General features: G+C 64.6%; 16 protein-coding genes. 12 read left to right on the forward strand and 4 right to left on the reverse strand.

Annotated elements, in window-relative coordinates; translation table 11 throughout:
* Window positions 1-57: 57 nt before the first annotated feature.
* Window positions 58-381 carry a hypothetical protein gene (locus CUR21_RS01725; protein ID WP_100195301.1) on the forward strand — a complete coding sequence of 108 codons (324 nt, stop codon included), beginning with the start codon at window positions 58-60 and terminating at the stop codon, window positions 379-381.
* Here CUR21_RS01725 and CUR21_RS01730 read toward each other — a convergent pair.
* Window positions 376-828, reverse strand: coding sequence for a GNAT family N-acetyltransferase (locus tag CUR21_RS01730; RefSeq protein ID WP_100195302.1), 453 nt, complete (start codon window positions 826-828; stop codon window positions 376-378). The two genes, CUR21_RS01725 and CUR21_RS01730, sit on opposite strands and share 6 nt — an antisense overlap.
* Before the next feature lie 76 nt (window positions 829-904).
* The gene (locus CUR21_RS01735; RefSeq protein WP_100195303.1) at window positions 905-2275 is read right to left on the reverse strand and encodes a M20/M25/M40 family metallo-hydrolase; all 1371 of its coding nucleotides are present in this window, start codon (window positions 2273-2275) and stop codon (window positions 905-907) included.
* 135 nt (window positions 2276-2410) lie between these two features.
* Between CUR21_RS01735 and CUR21_RS01740 the strand changes: the two genes are divergently transcribed.
* From CUR21_RS01740 to ispG, 4 genes are all read left to right on the forward strand, one after another.
* Window positions 2411-2818, forward strand: a complete 408-nt coding sequence (locus CUR21_RS01740; protein WP_100195304.1) for a hypothetical protein — start codon at window positions 2411-2413, stop codon at window positions 2816-2818.
* Window positions 2819-2990: 172 nt separating this feature from the next.
* A complete protein-coding gene (gene hemA, locus CUR21_RS01745; protein WP_100195305.1) occupies window positions 2991-4220 on the forward strand; it encodes a 5-aminolevulinate synthase in 1230 nt (409 codons plus the stop codon).
* Window positions 4221-4336: 116 nt separating this feature from the next.
* Entirely contained in the window at window positions 4337-5560 is a 1224-nt protein-coding gene (locus CUR21_RS01750) for a helix-turn-helix domain-containing protein (RefSeq protein WP_100195306.1), read from the forward strand.
* Window positions 5561-5664: 104 nt separating this feature from the next.
* Window positions 5665-6786, forward strand: coding sequence for a flavodoxin-dependent (E)-4-hydroxy-3-methylbut-2-enyl-diphosphate synthase (ispG, locus tag CUR21_RS01755; RefSeq protein WP_100195307.1), 1122 nt, complete (start codon window positions 5665-5667; stop codon window positions 6784-6786).
* 67 nt (window positions 6787-6853) lie between these two features.
* Here ispG and mnmA read toward each other — a convergent pair whose 3' ends face one another.
* Window positions 6854-7990, reverse strand: a complete 1137-nt coding sequence (gene mnmA / locus CUR21_RS01760) for a tRNA 2-thiouridine(34) synthase MnmA (protein WP_100195308.1) — start codon at window positions 7988-7990, stop codon at window positions 6854-6856.
* A 142-nt stretch (window positions 7991-8132) separates the two neighbouring features.
* Between mnmA and CUR21_RS01765 the strand changes: the two genes are divergently transcribed.
* The 6 genes from CUR21_RS01765 to CUR21_RS01790 all read left to right on the forward strand — a co-directional run bounded on the left by CUR21_RS01765 (window position 8133) and on the right by CUR21_RS01790 (window position 15220).
* Complete coding sequence (locus CUR21_RS01765; RefSeq protein ID WP_100195309.1) at window positions 8133-8411, forward strand: DUF1153 domain-containing protein; 279 nt, start codon at window positions 8133-8135, stop codon at window positions 8409-8411.
* A gap of 92 nt (window positions 8412-8503) precedes the next feature.
* Window positions 8504-9211, forward strand: coding sequence for a response regulator transcription factor CtrA (gene ctrA / locus CUR21_RS01770; RefSeq protein WP_100195310.1), 708 nt, complete (start codon window positions 8504-8506; stop codon window positions 9209-9211).
* Window positions 9212-10103: 892 nt separating this feature from the next.
* The gene (locus CUR21_RS01775; protein WP_100195311.1) at window positions 10104-10715 is read left to right on the forward strand and encodes a hypothetical protein; all 612 of its coding nucleotides are present in this window, start codon (window positions 10104-10106) and stop codon (window positions 10713-10715) included.
* 80 nt (window positions 10716-10795) lie between these two features.
* Window positions 10796-12904, forward strand: a complete 2109-nt coding sequence (ligA, locus tag CUR21_RS01780; RefSeq protein ID WP_232622649.1) for an NAD-dependent DNA ligase LigA — start codon at window positions 10796-10798, stop codon at window positions 12902-12904.
* Window positions 12901-15000: an ATP-dependent DNA helicase RecG gene (gene recG, locus CUR21_RS01785; protein WP_100195313.1), complete on the forward strand. Its 2100-nt coding sequence runs from the start codon at window positions 12901-12903 to the stop codon at window positions 14998-15000. The genes ligA and recG overlap by 4 nt, the downstream gene beginning before the upstream one ends.
* Before the next feature lie 73 nt (window positions 15001-15073).
* Window positions 15074-15220: a hypothetical protein gene (locus CUR21_RS01790; RefSeq protein ID WP_157791915.1), complete on the forward strand. Its 147-nt coding sequence runs from the start codon at window positions 15074-15076 to the stop codon at window positions 15218-15220.
* A 136-nt stretch (window positions 15221-15356) separates the two neighbouring features.
* Here CUR21_RS01790 and CUR21_RS01795 read toward each other — a convergent pair whose 3' ends face one another.
* Window positions 15357-15800 (reverse strand): iron-sulfur cluster assembly scaffold protein, encoded by a 444-nt coding sequence (locus tag CUR21_RS01795; protein ID WP_100195314.1) that lies wholly within the window; start codon window positions 15798-15800, stop codon window positions 15357-15359.
* Window positions 15801-15887: 87 nt separating this feature from the next.
* Between CUR21_RS01795 and hisI the strand changes: the two genes are divergently transcribed.
* Window positions 15888-16259, forward strand: coding sequence for a phosphoribosyl-AMP cyclohydrolase (gene hisI / locus CUR21_RS01800; protein ID WP_100195315.1), 372 nt, complete (start codon window positions 15888-15890; stop codon window positions 16257-16259).
* Window positions 16260-16287 lie beyond the last annotated feature (28 nt).

Raw genomic sequence — 16287 nt, forward strand, 5'->3', positions numbered from 1 at the left:
GGGGTGCGCGGCCCCCTTAGACTGCGCAGCACAGTGACGCAAGGCAAAGGGGACCGGATGCTGCGTTTAGGGGTGCTGATCATGCTGTGGCCGGGGGTGGCGCTGGCCGAAGGTTGGCAAAAGCTGTCCGGCGATCAGATCAGCGATGCCCTTGCCGCGCGGGTGGTGGTGTTTCCCGAAGGGGTGGCGCAGTATTTCCTTGAAGATGGCCGCACCATCCGGGCCGGGTCTTGGGGGGAATGGCGCGTCGATGACAACCGCTATTGCGAAAGCTGGTCGGGCAAGCGCCCGATCTGCGCCGAGGTTGACAGCGACGGCAGCGATCTGCGCTTTCGCGAAGAAAGCGGTTTCGTGCGGGCAGGGCGCTACGGCGACCTATAGGGTCAGGCGATAGCGGATGTGGCCATCCTCGGCGCAGAAGCTGTCATAAAGCCGCCGGGCCTCGGCATTGTCGCGCGCCGTATTCCAATAGAGCCGGTGCCAGCCGCGCGCGCGGCCGATGGCGATCAGATCGCCGATCAGCGCCCGCCCCACGCCGCGCCCGCGTGCCTCTGGCGCGACAAACAGATCCTCGAGATAGACATCATCCCCTGCCACCCAAGTGGAACAATGCGGGTGGTGAATGGCAAAGCCCAGCGCGGTCGCCCCGTCAAAGGCCATCCGACAGGTCATCAGATGCGCCGGATCCACGATCCGCGCCCAGGTCGCCGCCGTCACCGCCGGGTCAAGCTGCACCCCGTAATAGCCCAGAAACCCGTCCCAAAGCCGATGCCAGGCGGGCGAATCCCGCGCCTCTGCCGTTCTGATCTGCACACTTGTTTCGTTCATCTGTTCACAAATATCCTCGGGGGGTCCGGGGGGCAGACAGCCCCCCGGCCTTTCCGCCAGCGCGACGCCCGCCGCGTCAGGCCAGTTTCGCCAGCACCCGTGCCCAAGAGCGGATGCCCTTGTGAAAACTTTCCAGATCGTATTTCTCGTTCGGACTGTGGATCAGGTCATCATCGCGGCCAAAGCCGATCAGCATGGCGTCCATGTCCAGATAGGTCTTGAAATAGCCCGCGATCGGGATCGAGCCGCCGCAGCCGACAAAGGCGGCGGGTTTGCCCCATTCTTCGGTCAGCGCCTGCCGCGCGGCGTCAAAGGCGGGGGCCTCGACTGACATCACGCCTGCGGGGCTGTTGCCATGGCCGTGGAACTCCACCCGGCAATCAGGGGGCAGTTGCGCCTCGACCCAAGCGCGGAAATGGGTGCGCAAGCCATCGGGGTCTTGGCCCGCCACCAGACGGAACGACACCTTGGCATGCGCCTGCGCGGGCAGCACCGTCTTGAAGCCTTGGCCGGTGTAGCCGCCCCAGATGCCGTTGATCTCGGCGGTGGGGCGCGACCACAGCATCTCGAGCGGGGTGCGGTCCTGCTCGCCTGCCGGGACCGACAGGCCGACATCGCCCAAGAACTTGCCGTGGTCAAAGGCGAGCGCCTGCCACTGCGCGCGGATGGCGTCGGGCAATTCCTGCACGCCGTCGTAGAAATGCGGGACGGTGACCCGGCCTTGATCGTCATGCAGGTTGCCAAGGATTTTCGTCAGCACCCGGATCGGGTTGATGGCGGCGCCGCCATACATGCCCGAGTGCAGGTCCTTGTCCGGCCCGTGCAGCGTGATCTCTTCGCCCAAGAGCCCGCGCAGCATGGTGACGATGGCGGGGGTGGTGTCTTCGAACATCCCGGTGTCGCAGATCAGCGCGATATCGGCTTTCAGCTCGGCGGCATTGTCCTGCATGAAGGGGATCAGGCTGGGCGAGCCGGATTCCTCTTCGCCTTCCAGAAAGATCGTGAGCTTGCCGGGCAGGGTGCCATGCACCGCTTTCCACGCGCGGCAGGCTTCGATGAAGGTCATCAGCTGGCCCTTGTCATCGGCCGAGCCGCGGCCACGGATCACGCGGCCTTTTGCGGTGTCCTGCACCTGCGGATCAAAGGGGTCGCGGTCCCACAGGTCGAGCGGGTCGACGGGTTGCACATCGTAATGGCCGTAGAACAGCAGGTGTTTGTCGCCGGTGCCGCCATGCGCGACCACCATCGGATGGCCGGGGGTGGCGCGGCTTGAGGCGTCAAAGCCAAGGCTGTTCAGTTCGGCCACCAGCCAATCGGCGGCGCGGGCGCAATCGGCCTTGTAGGCGGGATCGGTCGAGATCGAGGGGATGCGCAGCAGATCGAGCAGCCGGTCCAGCGACTGATCCAGATCGGCGTCGATGCGGGCAAGGACTGTGTCCAAAGACATGATTTCTTTCGCTTCTCTAAAGAAAGTGAATGGTTGACCGACCGTAACAGGATGCGGGGCACTGTCCAGAGGGCTGCGCTTGCGCTACATCGGGGCCAAGGGAAAGAAGATGCCGCACAGGCAAAAGGAGGACACATGGGCCGTAAAACCATGAGAACGGCGGGCATTCTGGCAGCTGTGCTGTGGGCCGGGATCGCGCAGGCGCAAGATGTGCCGGTGGAAACCGGCGTGAACGGCGGATCGGCGGTCAGCCTGTATCTGCACCCGTTCCTTACGCCGGAAGAGGTGAGCACGCTGCGGGTGGTGGCGTCGAACGAGCAGGCCTTGTCGCTTTTCGTGAGCAGCCGGAGCGGGCATGCGGCGCTGGCCGTGTCGCCCGAGGACGGGTTCGTGCGCAGCGGGGCACCGGTGCCTTCGGCGGTGGCTTTGGGCGATTTGCCCGATGCGGCTGCGGCGCGCATGGCGGCGCTGGCCGAATGCGACAAGCTGCGCAAGGGCGCCGCGCCTTGCGTGGTGGTGCTGGAGGTTGCGCCTTCGTCTTGATCTGCCGGAAGTGGAGCGGTGGCCGGGGCGGGGCGTCAAATTGACCTGTTCCCTTCGGCTACCGTTTTGATGCATGTCAAGGCAAGCCACAGCGCTGTTGCCGGATAAGCAGGCAGAGCTGTAAGCCAATTGTTCCCGTGCCAGCGGTGCGGGAAGACACGGAGAAGACCCGATGCGTTATGATGCCGCCCTTGAGACCGCCCTGCAGCGCCTGCATGACGAAGGGCGTTACCGCACCTTCATCGACATTGAGCGGCAGAAGGGCCAGTTCCCGCATGCGGTCTGGACCCGGCCCGATGGCAGTTCCAAGGACATCACCGTGTGGTGCGGCAATGATTATCTGGGCATGGGGCAGCATCCGGTGGTGCTGAATGCGATGCACGAGGCGCTGGATGCCACCGGCGCGGGTTCGGGCGGGACGCGCAACATCTCGGGCACCACGGTCTATCACAACCGACTGGAGGCAGAGCTGGCGGATCTGCACGGCAAGGAGGCGGCCTTGGTGTTCACCAGCGCCTATATCGCCAATGATGCCACCCTGTCGGTGTTGCGGCAGATTTTCCCGGGGCTGATCATCTATTCCGATGCGCTGAACCATGCGAGCATGATCGAAGGCGTGCGCCGTGGCGGTGGGCTGAAGCGGATTTTCCGGCACAATGATGTGGCGCATCTGCGCGCCTTGCTGGAAGCGGATGACCCGGAGGCGCCCAAGCTGATTGCCTTTGAATCGATCTATTCGATGGATGGCGATTTCGGCCCGATTGCCGCGATCTGCGATCTGGCCGAGGAATTCGGCGCGCTGACCTACATCGACGAAGTGCATGCCGTGGGCATGTATGGACCGCGCGGCGCAGGCGTGGCCGAGCGGGATGGGCAGATGCACCGGATCGACATCATCAACGCCACTTTGGCCAAGGCTTACGGCGTGTTTGGCGGCTATATTGCTGCAAGTGCGAAGATGGTGGATGCGGTCCGGTCTTACGCGCCGGGGTTTATTTTCACCACATCCTTGCCACCAGCGGTTGCGGCGGGTGCGGCGGCCAGCGTGCGGTTTCTGAAGACGGCCGAGGGCCAGAAACTGCGCGATTTGCAGCAATCGCATGCGCGCACGCTCAAGATGCGCCTCAAGGGTTTGGGCCTGCCGATCATCGACCACGGGTCGCATATTGTGCCTGTGCATGTGGGCGACCCCATCCATTGCAAGATGCTGTCCGATATGCTGCTGGATCAGTTCGGCGTTTACGTGCAGCCGATCAATTTTCCCACGGTGCCGCGTGGCACGGAACGGCTGCGTTTCACGCCGTCGCCCGTGCATGATTCCCGGCAGATCGATGCCCTGATCCGGGCGATGGATCAGCTGTGGGGACATTGTGCGCTGAATCGTGCCGAGGTCTCGGCCTGAAAGGTTTCTCGCAGGTGCAAAGGACCTTGTGCTGTGGTAACGAATCCCTAATACGAACAAAATGAGTCGTGATCCAAACGACGACGGGGACATGGTACTATCATGGGGCAGAGCGCATGATCGGGCGGAGGGCAAAACCTTCGGAACCGGAGATGGAAAAGCCGAAAGGCTTTGATGATTTTGATCTGCGTCTGGGCGATTTGATGCGGGGCGAACGCGCCACGATGGGCAAGTCGCTGCTGGATGTGCAGCGCGAGCTGAAGATCAAGGCCGCTTATATTGCCGCGATCGAGAATGCCGATGTTTCGGCCTTCGAGACCCAAGGATTTGTGGCGGGCTATGTGCGGTCTTATGCGCGCTATCTGGGCATGGACCCCGACATGGCTTTCGCCCGCTTTTCGAGGGAAGCCAATTTCGAAGTGGCGCATGGGATGAGTGCGGCGGCCTCGTCCTCGGGGATGACCGCGGCGCGCAGCCGCAGCACGCAGGTGTTCAGCGACCCCTTGGCCAACCCCAATGCCAGCTTCATTCCGCGTGGCGAGAGCATGTTTGCCCGGGTTGAGCCGGGGGCAGTAGGCTCGCTTCTGGTGCTGGTGGCGCTGATCGGGGCCATTGGCTATGGCGGCTGGTCGGTGTTGCAAGAGGTGCAGCGGGTGCAGCTTTCGCCGGTGGATCAGGCCCCCACGGTGGTGGCGGAGATTGATCCGTTGGGGAATGTGAGCGGGGCCGCACCTTTGGTGCGCTCGGCTCCGGCGGATGCGGGCACCGCGCTGGCTTCGGCCGATCCGGTGCAGCAAGGGGCCGAGGCGGTGGATCGCTTGTATCGCCCGCAGGCGCTGGATGTGCCGGTGCTGACCTCGCGCGATGGGCCGATTGCCGGGATCAACCCACGGCTGGCCGCGACAGCGGTGACGCCGGATGCGGTGAGCGCGGCGGTGGCCGAGGCGCTGGCGACCGAAGCGCAGCCTGTGCAGGTGGTGGCCGAGGCACAGCCGGGGGTGGAGCTTCTGGCGGTGCGCCCGTCTTGGGTGCGGGTGTCGGCGGCGGATGGCACGGTGCTCTTCGAGAAGATTCTGGATGCAGGCGAACGCTGGGCGGTGCCACAGCTGGAAGCGCCGCCGGTGTTGCGGGCGGGCAATTCCGGCTCGCTTTACTTCGCGGTGAACGGCCAGACCTATGGCCCGGCTGCGCCCGGCGCACAGGTGGTGCGCAATGTGGCGCTGTCGCCCGAAGCGCTGACCGAGAAATTCGCGGTGGCGGATCTGAGCCGCGACGCGGATCTGGCGGCGATTGTGAACGTGGCGGATGCCTCGCAGGTGCTGCCTGCGGCGACCGAGTAAGCCGCGCCCAAATCTGGCAAACGTGATGACTGACGCCGCCCTTGGCATTGCCGGGGCGGCTTTGTCGTATTATCCATGGGCAAACCTTTGAGGAAGCGCGCAGCATGAGCCACAACCCTGTTCGTCCTTGGCGCAATATCTATCGCCGGAAATCGCGGCAGATCCGGGTCGGCAAGGTGCTGGTCGGAGGGGATGCGCCGATCTCGGTGCAGACGATGACCAACACGCTGACCACCGATGTGGCGGCGACGATCGCGCAGATCCAGCGCGCGGCGATTGCCGGGGCCGATATCGTGCGGGTGTCAACGCCGGACCGGGAAAGCACGCTGGCCTTGCGCGAGATTTGTGCCGAAAGCCCGGTGCCGATCGTGGCGGATATCCATTTCCACTACAAGCGCGCGATCGAGGCGGCCGAGGCGGGCGCGGCCTGCCTGCGGATCAACCCGGGCAATATCGGCGATGCCAAGCGCGTGGCCGAGGTGGTGAAGGCGGCGAAGGATCATGGCTGTTCGATCCGCATCGGCGTGAATGCGGGGTCTTTGGAAAAGCACCTTTTGGACAAATACGGCGAGCCTTGCCCGGATGCGATGGTCGAATCCGGCATGGACCATATCAAGCTGTTGCAGGACAACGACTTTCACGAGTTCAAGATTTCTGTGAAAGCATCCGACGTGTTCATGGCGGCGGCGGCCTATCAGCAACTGGCCGAAGCGACGGATGCGCCGATCCATCTGGGGATCACCGAGGCCGGGGGGCTGGTGTCGGGCACGGTGAAATCGGCGATCGGTCTGGGCAATCTTTTGTGGATGGGGATTGGCGACACGATCCGGGTGAGCCTGTCGGCAGACCCGGTGGAAGAGGTGAAGGTTGGCTTCGAGATCCTGAAATCGCTGGGCCTGCGGCACCGGGGCGTGACGATCATTTCCTGCCCGTCCTGCGCGCGGCAAGGCTTTGACGTGATCAAGACGGTCAGCGCATTGGAAGACCGTTTGGCGCATGTGACGACGAGCCTGTCCTTGTCGATCATCGGCTGTGTGGTGAACGGGCCGGGCGAGGCGCTGATGACCGATATCGGCTTTACCGGCGGCGGGGCCGGGTCGGGGATGGTGTATCTGGCGGGCAAGCAAAGCCATAAGCTGGGCAATGAGGCAATGATCGACCATATCGTCGAACTGGTCGAGAAAAAGGCGGCCGAGATCGAGGCGGCTGCAGAAGCGGCGGAATAGGACGAATTTTCTGCGAAAATTCGGCGCCCGGCGGGGGGACCGAATATTCGCAGAATATTCGTGCCTGTCAGCGCCCGCGCCAGACCCAGCCGCCGCCCAGCACCCGGCTGCCTTCGGGGGCATAGAAGACGCAAGCCTGTCCAGCGCTGACGCCATCTTCGGGGTCCAGCAATTCCACCTCGGCCTCGGTGGCCGAGAGCGGCCGGATCACCGCCGGGCGCGGTGGCCGGGTGGAGCGCACCTTGACATGCACATGCCATTCGGCGGCGGAGTCGAAGGGCGCGTCGCCCAGCCAGTTCACCTCGCGCACGGGGACCGTGCGGGTGGCCAGCGATTCGCGCGGGCCCACGATCACCCGGCGGCTTTCTGGATCGAGCCGCACCACATAGAGCGGATCGCCCAAGCCGCCGATGCCCAGACCCTTGCGCTGACCGATGGTGTAATGGATCACCCCGCGGTGCTGGCCCAGCACGCGGCCTTCGAGATCGACGATCTCACCCGGATCGGCGGCACCGGGGCGCAGCTTTTCGATCACGGCGGCGTAATTGCCATTCGGGACAAAACAGATGTCCTGGCTGTCGGGCTTGTCGGCCACCGGCAGGCCGTATTTCGCCGCCAGCGCCCGGGTTTCCGCCTTGGAGGCCAGATGGCCCAAGGGGAAGCGCAGGTAATCGAGCTGTTCGGCCGTGGTGGAAAAAAGGAAATAGCTCTGGTCGCGGCCCGCATCGGCGGCAGAATGCAGCTCTGGTCCGGCAGCGCCTTGTTTGCGTTGGATATAATGGCCGGTTGCCATGCAATCGGCCTCCAGATCGCGGGCGGTGGCGAGCAGGTCTTTGAACTTCACCCGTTCGTTGCAGCGGATGCAGGGCACGGGCGTGGCCCCGGCCAGATAGGCATCGGCAAACTCTTCCATCACGGCTTCGCGGAAGGTGTTTTCGTAATCGAGCACGTAATGCGGAAAGCCCATGGTTTCGGCCACGCGGCGCGCATCGTGGATGTCGCGCCCCGCACAGCAGGCGCCTTTCTTGGCCAGCGCGGCGCCATGGTCATAAAGCTGCAGGGTGACGCCCACCACATCATAGCCTTCTTCCTTGAGCATCGCCGCCACGACCGACGAATCCACGCCCCCCGACATCGCCACCACGACACGGGTGGCAGCGGGCGGCTTTGGCAGCCCCAGCGAATTGAGCGGGTGGTCCAGCATGGCATTACCTTTCAGGAATTGCGCGCAATATAGGAAAATGCGCGACACTCTCAACCCCTGCCGTGCCGATGCCTTCACCATCGCTTAAGTCCGATGCCGCACCTTGGCCGCACTCCGGGTGGTTCAACGGGAAGTTTTCGCCATGTATCTCAAACGTGTGGATGGCCCGCGACAGGTGACCCTGCCCGATGGCAGCATCCTGACGCGGGCGGATTTGCCGGCGCCGGACACGCGGCGCTGGGTGGCCAGCCGCAAGGCGGTGGTGGTGCGGGCGGTGGTGCATGGGCTGATCACCGAGGCAGAGGCGCTGGAGCGCTATGCCCTCTCGGAAGAGGAGTTTGCGCTGTGGCGGCAGGCGGTGGCACAGCATGGTGAAAACGCGCTGAAAGTGACGGCTCTTCAGCGCTATCGACAACTTTGAATTGTTTTTATGTCGCGCTCAGGCAGAGTAACCGTCAGTTAACCATTCAAGGTCAGTGTCGTTAACGGAGTCGGTTGTTGCGGAGTTTGTACATGCGTATTCTACTTGTTGAGGATGACCCCACCACATCGCGCAGCATCGAACTGATGCTGACACATGCCAATCTGAACGTCTATTGCACCGATCTGGGCGAGGACGGGGTCGATCTGGCAAAGCTTTATGACTATGATCTGATCCTGCTTGACCTGAACCTGCCCGACATGTCCGGGCATGAGGTGTTGCGCCAATTGCGTCTGGCACGGATCGAGACGCCGATCCTGATCTTGTCAGGCTCGGACGACACCGACTCCAAGTTGAAGGGTTTTGGTTTTGGCGCAGATGATTACCTGACCAAGCCCTTTCACCGCGAAGAACTGGTGGCGCGCATCCATGCCATCATCCGCCGGTCAAAAGGGCATAGCCAATCCGTGATCATCACCGGCAAGGTCAATGTGAATTTGGATGCCAAGACCGTGGAGGTGGAAGGCAAGGCCGTGCATCTAACCGGCAAGGAGTATCAGATGCTGGAGCTTTTGTCGTTGCGCAAGGGGACGACACTGACAAAGGAGATGTTCCTGAACCATCTTTATGGCGGGATGGATGAGCCTGAGCTGAAGATCATTGATGTGTTCATCTGCAAGCTGCGCAAGAAGCTGGCCGAGGCCACGGGCGGGCAGAATTACATTGAGACGGTCTGGGGCCGGGGCTATGTGCTGCGCGATCCGGTGGGGGTGTCACGCAAGCTGGCGGCGACGGCCTGAAACCCTGTTCCGCGGCGCTGCTGCCCTGTTGGCGCAGAGAGATGTGCCGCGGGGGACACGGCGGTTTTGGCGCTCTGCCGCGCGTGGTGTTTGGCTCTAGGGCGGCGGAAAGCGATGGTTGGTGTGGTCACACCTTTGTCTGTGCGAAGGCGAAGGTGGCGCGCGCCCGGGCGCTTGCTTTCGTGCGCGATGGCGCGACTCCTGTGCAGAAGAGGTGGGGGGCTGGTGCCTACGGTCGCAGGGGCACCCGGTATGGGGATTGGTGCTTGCCGCGATGGATCGAGGCGTGTTTGCTCTCGTGTGCGGTGGCGGGCCTGCGGTGCAGATGAGGCGGGGGGCTGGTGCTAATGGCAGCAGGGGCACCCGGTATCGGGATTGATGTTTGCCGCGATGTATCGAGGGGCGTTTGCGTTCGTGCGCGGTGGCGGGCCTGCTGTGCAGATGAGGCGGGGGTCTTGTGCCCACGGCCGCTGGGGCACCCGGTTTGGGGATTGATGCTTACTGCGATGTATTGAGGGGCGTTTGCGGTTTTCTGCTGAAAGGCGGGCGTGAGGGAGAAAGGCCGGCCTGACCGGGGGGAGGTCGGACGGCGTGTGGACGGTGACGCGAAGGCGAGGCCTTGACGAGAAACAGAGGAAAAGCTCGGTGCATGAAGCAGAATTTCTGCTGTGCGCTTCGGATCGCCGCCTTCGGGCTGTAAGCGGACCGGATAGGCTGTGTGCGCGCTTTCGTCTTGCAGGCGCGGGAGGACAGCTTGGCGATTGGGATCGTTGTCTTTGGGCTGTGAGCGGACTGGATCGGCTGTGTGTGCGCCTTCGTTTTGCAGGCGCGGGGGGACGGCTTGGCGATTGGGATCGTTGTCTTTGGGCTGTGATCGGACCGGATCTGCTGTGTGCGCGCCATCGTCTTGCAGGTGCGGGGGGGCAGTTTGGCGCTTGTGATCGCCGCCTTTGGGCTTTGGGCGGACCAGATCGGTTGTGCGCGCGCTTTCGTCTTGCAGGCGCGGGGGGGCAGTTTGGCGCTTGTGATCGCCGCTTTTGGGCTTTGGGCGGACCGGATCGGCTGGGTGCGCGCCTCCGTCTTGCAGGCGCGTGGGGGCAGCTTGGCGCTTGTGATCGCCGCTTATGGGCTTTGGGCGGACCGGATCGGCTGGGTGCGCGCTTTCGTTTTGCAGGTGCGGGAGGACAGCTTGGCGCTTGTGATGCCGTCTTTCGGCTGTGTGCGGACTGGATCGGCTGCGGGCGCGCCTCTGCCTTGCGGGCGCGGGGGGCAGATTGGCGCTTGTGATCGCCGCCTTTGGGCTTTGGGCGGACTGGATCGGCTGTGGGCGTGCCTCTGCCTTGCAGGCGCGGGGGGCAGCTTGGCGCTTGTGATCGCCGCTTTTGGGCTTTGGGCGGACCGGATCGTCTGGATGCGCGCCTCTGTCTTGCGGGCGCGGGGGGACGGCTTGTTTTGCCTTCAGCGGGGGGGCCTGTCGCTGTGTGTTGAAAGGCGGCGGCTGTGAGGGGGGGGTGCGCCATGCCCTTGCCCTTGCCGGGTGCCGCTCCTAAACCAAGGGGGCATGTGGCGGGGATGGGGACCGGGATGGACGTGGAGCAGCTGACACAGGACGAGGCGCGCGCAGAACTGGCGCGGCTGGCCGAGGCCTTGGCGCGGGCCAACCGGGCCTATCACACCGAAGACGCGCCCGAGATTTCGGACGCGGATTATGATGCGCTCAAGCACCGAAATGCCGCGATTGAAGCGCGGTTTCCTGCGTTGAAACGTGCCGACAGCCCCAGCGATCAGGTGGGCGCGGCGGTGGCGGAGGGCTTCGGCAAGGTCGCGCATGCGGTGCGCATGCTGAGCCTTGAGAACGCTTTCGACGACGCGGACGTGTCCGATTTTGAAGATCGGGTGCGCAAGTATCTGAATCATCCGGGCGCGCTGGCCTTTACGGCCGAGCCCAAGATTGACGGGCTGTCGCTGTCCTTGCGCTATGAGAACGGGGTGCTGGTGCAGGCGGCGACGCGGGGCGATGGCGAGGTGGGGGAGAATGTCACCGAAAACGCCCGCACCATTGCCGATGTGCCGCAGCGCCTTGATGGCGCGCCCGAGGTGCTGGAGGTGCGGGGCGAGGTCTACATGAGCCACGCCGATTTCGCGGCGCTGAACGCGCGGCAGGCGGCGGCGGGGGGCAAGACCTTTGCCAATCCGCGCAACGCGGCGGCGGGGTCGCTGCGGCAATTGGATGCCAGCATCACGGCGGCGCGGCCTTTGCGCTTTTTCGCCTATAGCTGGGGGGCGCTTTCGGCACCGCTTGCCGCCACGCAATGGGAGGCGATTGCCCGGCTGGCGGAATTGGGGTTTCAGACCAACCCGCTGACGCGTCTGTGTGACGGCCCGGAAGAAATGCTGGCGCAGTATCGCGCGATCGAGGCGCAGCGGGCAACGCTGGGCTATGACATTGATGGCGTGGTCTACAAGGTGAACGATCTGGGGCTGCAAGCGCGGCTGGGCTTTCGTTCGGCGACGCCGCGCTGGGCGATTGCGCATAAGTTCCCGGCCGAGCTTGCCTGGACACGGTTGTTGGGGATCGACATTCAGGTGGGGCGCACTGGGGCGCTGTCGCCGGTGGCGCGCTTGCAGCCGGTGACGGTGGGCGGTGTGGTGGTGAGCAATGCGACGCTGCACAATGAGGATTACATCGCGGGGCGCGATGCCAAGGGGCAGGAGATCCGCGGTGGCAAGGATTTTCGCATTGGCGATTGGGTGCAGGTCTATCGCGCGGGCGATGTGATCCCCAAGCTCGCGGATGTGGATCTGGCTCGCCGCGCCGAAGGGGCGGTGCCCTTTGCCTTTCCGCACAGCTGCCCGGAATGCGGCAGCCCGGCCTTGCGTGAGGAAGGCGATGCGGTGCGGCGCTGCTCGGGCGGGTTGATCTGTCCGGCGCAGGCGGTGGAGCGGTTGAAGCATTTCGTGAGCCGCCATGCCTTTGACATCGAAGGTCTGGGCGCCAAGCAGGTGGAGATGTTCTTCCGCGATGCCGATCTGCCGGTAAAGACCCCGGCGGAGATCTTTACGCTGGCGGCGCGCGATGCGGCCAACGGGTTGAAGCGGCTGAAGAACCGGGATGGCTTTGGCGAAACCTCGGCCCGCAAGCTGTTTGCCGCGATTGAGGACAAGCGGCGGATCGGTTTGGATCGGCTGATCTTTGCGCTGGGCATCCGCCATGTGGGGGAGGTGGCGGCGCAGATCCTGTCGCGGCATTACAGCACGTGGGAAGCGTTTGAGGCGGCGGTGACCCATGCTCGCCCGGGCAACGAGGCTTGGGCCGAATTGCTGTCGATTGACGGGGTGGGGACCACGCTGGCGGAAAGCCTGACAGCGGCGTTCCAGAACGCGGCCGAACGGGCGGCGATCGATGCTCTGGTGGCCGAATTGCAGGTGCAGCCCGTGGTGTGGAAGGCGGCGACCGAAAGCCCGGTAGCGGGCAAGATCGTGGTCTTCACCGGCACGCTGGAAAAGATGACGCGGGCCGAGGCGAAGGCGCGGGCCGAGGCGCTGGGCGCCAAGGTGGCGGGGAGCGTGAGCGCCAAGACCGATATTCTGGTGGCGGGGCCGGGCGCCGGGTCCAAGTTGAAGGACGCGGCCAAGCATGGCGTGACCACGCTGGACGAGGATGGCTGGCTTGCGCTGATCGAGGGCGCATGAGCCGGCCCGAGCCCCTGTTTCCGCTGTTCGCGGATCTGGAGACGCTGGAAGGCGTGGGGCCAAAGACGGCCCGCGCGCTGGAGACCTTGGGGGTGACGCGGCCCAAGGATCTGCTGTTCCTGCTGCCGCATTCCGGGGTGGACCGCAGCCGCAAGGCCTCGGTCCGCGATGTGGTGCCGCCCTGCGTGCTCACGGTAGAGGTGGAGGTGGGCGCGCATCTGCCGCCGCGCAGTAAGGGCAAGCCTTACCGGGTGCTGGTGCGGGATGCCGAGCTGGAATGGGCCTTGGTGTTTTTCCATGCGCGGGGGGACTACTTGCAAAAGCTGCTGCCCACGGGGCAGCGGCGCATTGTCTCGGGCCGGATCGAGCTTTTTGACGGCATCGCGCAGATGGTGCATCCCGATCATGTGCTGCGGCTGGAAGAGGCGGGGGCCTTGCCCGCCTATGAGCCGGTTTATCCGCTGACCGCCGGGGTGACGCAGCGGGTGGTGGCCCGTGCGGTCGAGGGGGCGGTGGCGCGGGCGCCCGATCTGCCGGAATGGATCGACCCAAACCTCAAGGCGCGCGAGGGTTGGCCCGATTGGCGCGCGGCGGTTGCGGCGGTGCATCGGCCCCATGGGGCGGCGGGGCTGGCCTTGACCGATCCGGCGCGGGCGCGGCTGGCCTATGACGAGCTGTTTGCGCATCAGCTGACGCTGGCTTTGGCGCGGGTGTCCTTGCGCAAGGCCAAGGGCGTGGTGACGCGGGGCACGGGGCGGTTGCAGGCGCGGGTGCTGGACAGCCTGCCTTATGCACCGACAGGCGCGCAGAAGCGGGCGGTGGCCGAGATTGCGGCGGATCTGGCGGCCCCTGTGCGGATGAACCGGCTGCTGCAAGGCGATGTGGGGGCGGGCAAGACGCTAGTCGCTTTCATGGCGCTGCTGATTGTGGCCGAAGCCGGTGGGCAGGGCGTGATGATGGCGCCGACCGAGATTCTGGCGCGCCAGCACCATGAGGGGCTGGCGCCGCTGGCGGCAGCGGCGGGCGTGCGGCTGGAGCTTTTGACCGGGCGCGACAAAGGGGCGGAGCGGGCGGCCAAGCTGCGCGATTTGGCCGAAGGGCGGATTGACATGCTGGTGGGCACCCATGCGGTGTTTCAAAAGGATGTGGCCTTTGCCGATCTGCGGCTGGCGGTGGTGGATGAACAGCACCGCTTTGGCGTGGCGCAGCGGATGGAGCTTGGGGCCAAGGGACGGGCTGTGGATGTGCTGGTGATGACGGCGACGCCGATCCCGCGCAGCCTCGCGCTGGCCAGTTATGGTGATATGGATGTGTCGGTGCTGGATGAAAAGCCAGCGGGTCGCAAGCCGATCAAGACGGTGATGATTGCGGCGGCGCGCATCGAGGAGGTGGTGGCGCATCTGGCCCGCGCGGTGGCTGAGGGGCGGCAATGTTACTGGGTTTGTCCTTTGGTCGAAGAGTCGGAGGTGCTGGATTACGCAAGCGCCGAGGCGCGCTTTGCCACTTTGCGCGCCGCGTTCCAAAATCAGGGCGGGGGCGATGTGGTGGGGCTGGTGCATGGCCAGTTGCCCCCCGCCGAGAAGGACGCCGCAATGGCGCGGTTTCAGCGCGGCGAGACGCGGGTTCTGGTGGCCACCACGGTGATCGAGGTGGGGGTGAACGTGCCCAATGCGTCGATCATGGTGATTGAGCGGGCCGAGATTTTCGGGCTGGCGCAGTTGCACCAGTTGCGCGGGCGCGTGGGGCGCGGGGCCGCGCAGTCGACGTGCCTTTTGCTATATCAGGCACCGCTGAGCGAGGCCGGAGAGCGGCGGCTGACCACGATCCGCGACACCGAGGACGGGTTCCGCATTGCCGAGGCCGATCTGGAGATGCGCGGCGCAGGCGATCTGATCGGCACCGCGCAATCGGGGCTGCCCCGGTTCCGGGTGGCGGATCTGGAGCGGCAGGCGGCACTGATGGCGGTGGCGCAATCGGATGCGCGGGCGCTTTTGACGATGGACCCGGCGCTTACCTCCCCGCGCGGGCAGGCGGCGCGGGGGCTGTTGTGGCTGCTGGATCAGGATCGGGCGATCCGTTTGATCACAGTGGGTTAGGGCTTTATTCACCTTTTGTTCTCACTTGTTCTTAAAAAGTTCTTTACAGACTCAGGGAATCCATGAGAACAATATGGCAACACGCAAACAGGAGGATGCGATGGTTGCCCAAGTCAAGGATATCGTCACCCGGTCGCGCGCGACCCTGATTGAAGATCTGCTGGGCGTGGCGGCGCTGTTTGCCATCCTGTTTGTTTGCTTGTCCTTTACCTCGCTCTGACACTGCCTGCGGTCTGCCGATCGCGCGTTTTTCTGCATCTGTCCCCAAGTGATGCCCGCGCGCGCACCAGACACGCCACTGGCCGCCGCCGTCTTTCAGACGTGCGGCGGTTTTTTTTTACGCCGGGGCGCGCAGGTCAGGGGGCGGCGTCGGCTTGGGCGGCCGCCTCGGCGGCGGCTTCGATGGCCAGCAGGATCGAGGCGTGGCGGTTCTTGTAGTCCCGCGCCGGGGTCAGGACGACAAAGCCATCGAAGGGGGCGGGAGGCACGGGGCCCGCATCTTTCAGCAACGCGCGCAAAGCATCGCGGGCGGTGGCAAGTTCGGCGGCGCTGCGACCGATCACCACCGCGCCGAGCAGGCTGGCGGCGGCCTGACCCAGCGCGCAGGCCTTTACATCCTGCGCGAAGGCCGAGACGCGGCCTTGATCCATCACCAGATCCACGGTGACGGTCGAGCCGCAAAGCGGAGAGCGCTTGCGCACCGTCGCCTGCGGCGCGGGCAGGCGGCCATGATGCGGGATCTCGGCCGCGAGGGCGAGGATGCGGGCCGAATAGAGGCTGATCAGATCGCTGTCGCTCATTGCCGGGGACCGCTGATGCTCATGGCGCTTTTCCTTCTTGTCGGGATTAGATAGACCCTTCCCTTGCCGCCGCCAAGGAGACCGCGCATGGCTTTTGACCCTGCAAGCCTAAAGTATGATGCCAACGGGCTGATTCCCTGTATCGCGCAGGACGACGAGTCTGGCGATGTGCTGATGATGGCTTGGATGAATGCGCAAAGCGTGGCGCAGACGCTTGCGACGGGGCGGGTGACCTATTGGTCGCGCTCGCGCATGGCGTTCTGGGTCAAGGGCGAGACTTCGGGCCATGTGCAGCATCTGGTGGAGATGCGGGTGGATTGCGACCGCGACTGCCTGTTGGTGCGGGTGCGTCAGCAGGGGCCTGCCTGCCACACCAACCGCCGGTCGTGCTTTTACACGGTGGTCCGCGATGGGGCCGAGGTGATTGTGATGGAACCCATGGAAGGCGAGGCTCGTTGAGCTATTGTCTCAGTTATAGCGGGCGAAG

This window comes from Pseudorhodobacter sp. MZDSW-24AT (assembly GCF_002794355.1).
Taxonomy (GTDB): Bacteria; Pseudomonadota; Alphaproteobacteria; order Rhodobacterales; family Rhodobacteraceae; genus Pseudotabrizicola.

Excerpts from the sequence above, each read along its gene's own strand:
- CUR21_RS01765 (WP_100195309.1), top strand. The coding sequence starts at position 8,133 with ATGTATCTCAAACGTGTGGATGGCCCGCGACAGGTGACCCTGCCCGAT.
- CUR21_RS01740 (WP_100195304.1), top strand. The coding sequence starts at position 2,411 with ATGGGCCGTAAAACCATGAGAACGGCGGGCATTCTGGCAGCTGTGCTG.
- ligA (WP_232622649.1), top strand. The coding sequence starts at position 10,796 with ATGGACGTGGAGCAGCTGACACAGGACGAGGCGCGCGCAGAACTGGCG.
- CUR21_RS01730 (WP_100195302.1), bottom strand. The coding sequence starts at position 828 with ATGAACGAAACAAGTGTGCAGATCAGAACGGCAGAGGCGCGGGATTCG.
- mnmA (WP_100195308.1), bottom strand. The coding sequence starts at position 7,990 with ATGCTGGACCACCCGCTCAATTCGCTGGGGCTGCCAAAGCCGCCCGCT.
- CUR21_RS01735 (WP_100195303.1), bottom strand. The coding sequence starts at position 2,275 with ATGTCTTTGGACACAGTCCTTGCCCGCATCGACGCCGATCTGGATCAG.
- CUR21_RS01750 (WP_100195306.1), top strand. The coding sequence starts at position 4,337 with ATGATCGGGCGGAGGGCAAAACCTTCGGAACCGGAGATGGAAAAGCCG.
- CUR21_RS01725 (WP_100195301.1), top strand. The coding sequence starts at position 58 with ATGCTGCGTTTAGGGGTGCTGATCATGCTGTGGCCGGGGGTGGCGCTG.
- CUR21_RS01790 (WP_157791915.1), top strand. The coding sequence starts at position 15,074 with ATGGCAACACGCAAACAGGAGGATGCGATGGTTGCCCAAGTCAAGGAT.
- ispG (WP_100195307.1), top strand. The coding sequence starts at position 5,665 with ATGAGCCACAACCCTGTTCGTCCTTGGCGCAATATCTATCGCCGGAAA.
- CUR21_RS01795 (WP_100195314.1), bottom strand. The coding sequence starts at position 15,800 with ATGAGCGACAGCGATCTGATCAGCCTCTATTCGGCCCGCATCCTCGCC.
- recG (WP_100195313.1), top strand. The coding sequence starts at position 12,901 with ATGAGCCGGCCCGAGCCCCTGTTTCCGCTGTTCGCGGATCTGGAGACG.
- ctrA (WP_100195310.1), top strand. The coding sequence starts at position 8,504 with ATGCGTATTCTACTTGTTGAGGATGACCCCACCACATCGCGCAGCATC.
- hisI (WP_100195315.1), top strand. The coding sequence starts at position 15,888 with ATGGCTTTTGACCCTGCAAGCCTAAAGTATGATGCCAACGGGCTGATT.
- hemA (WP_100195305.1), top strand. The coding sequence starts at position 2,991 with ATGCGTTATGATGCCGCCCTTGAGACCGCCCTGCAGCGCCTGCATGAC.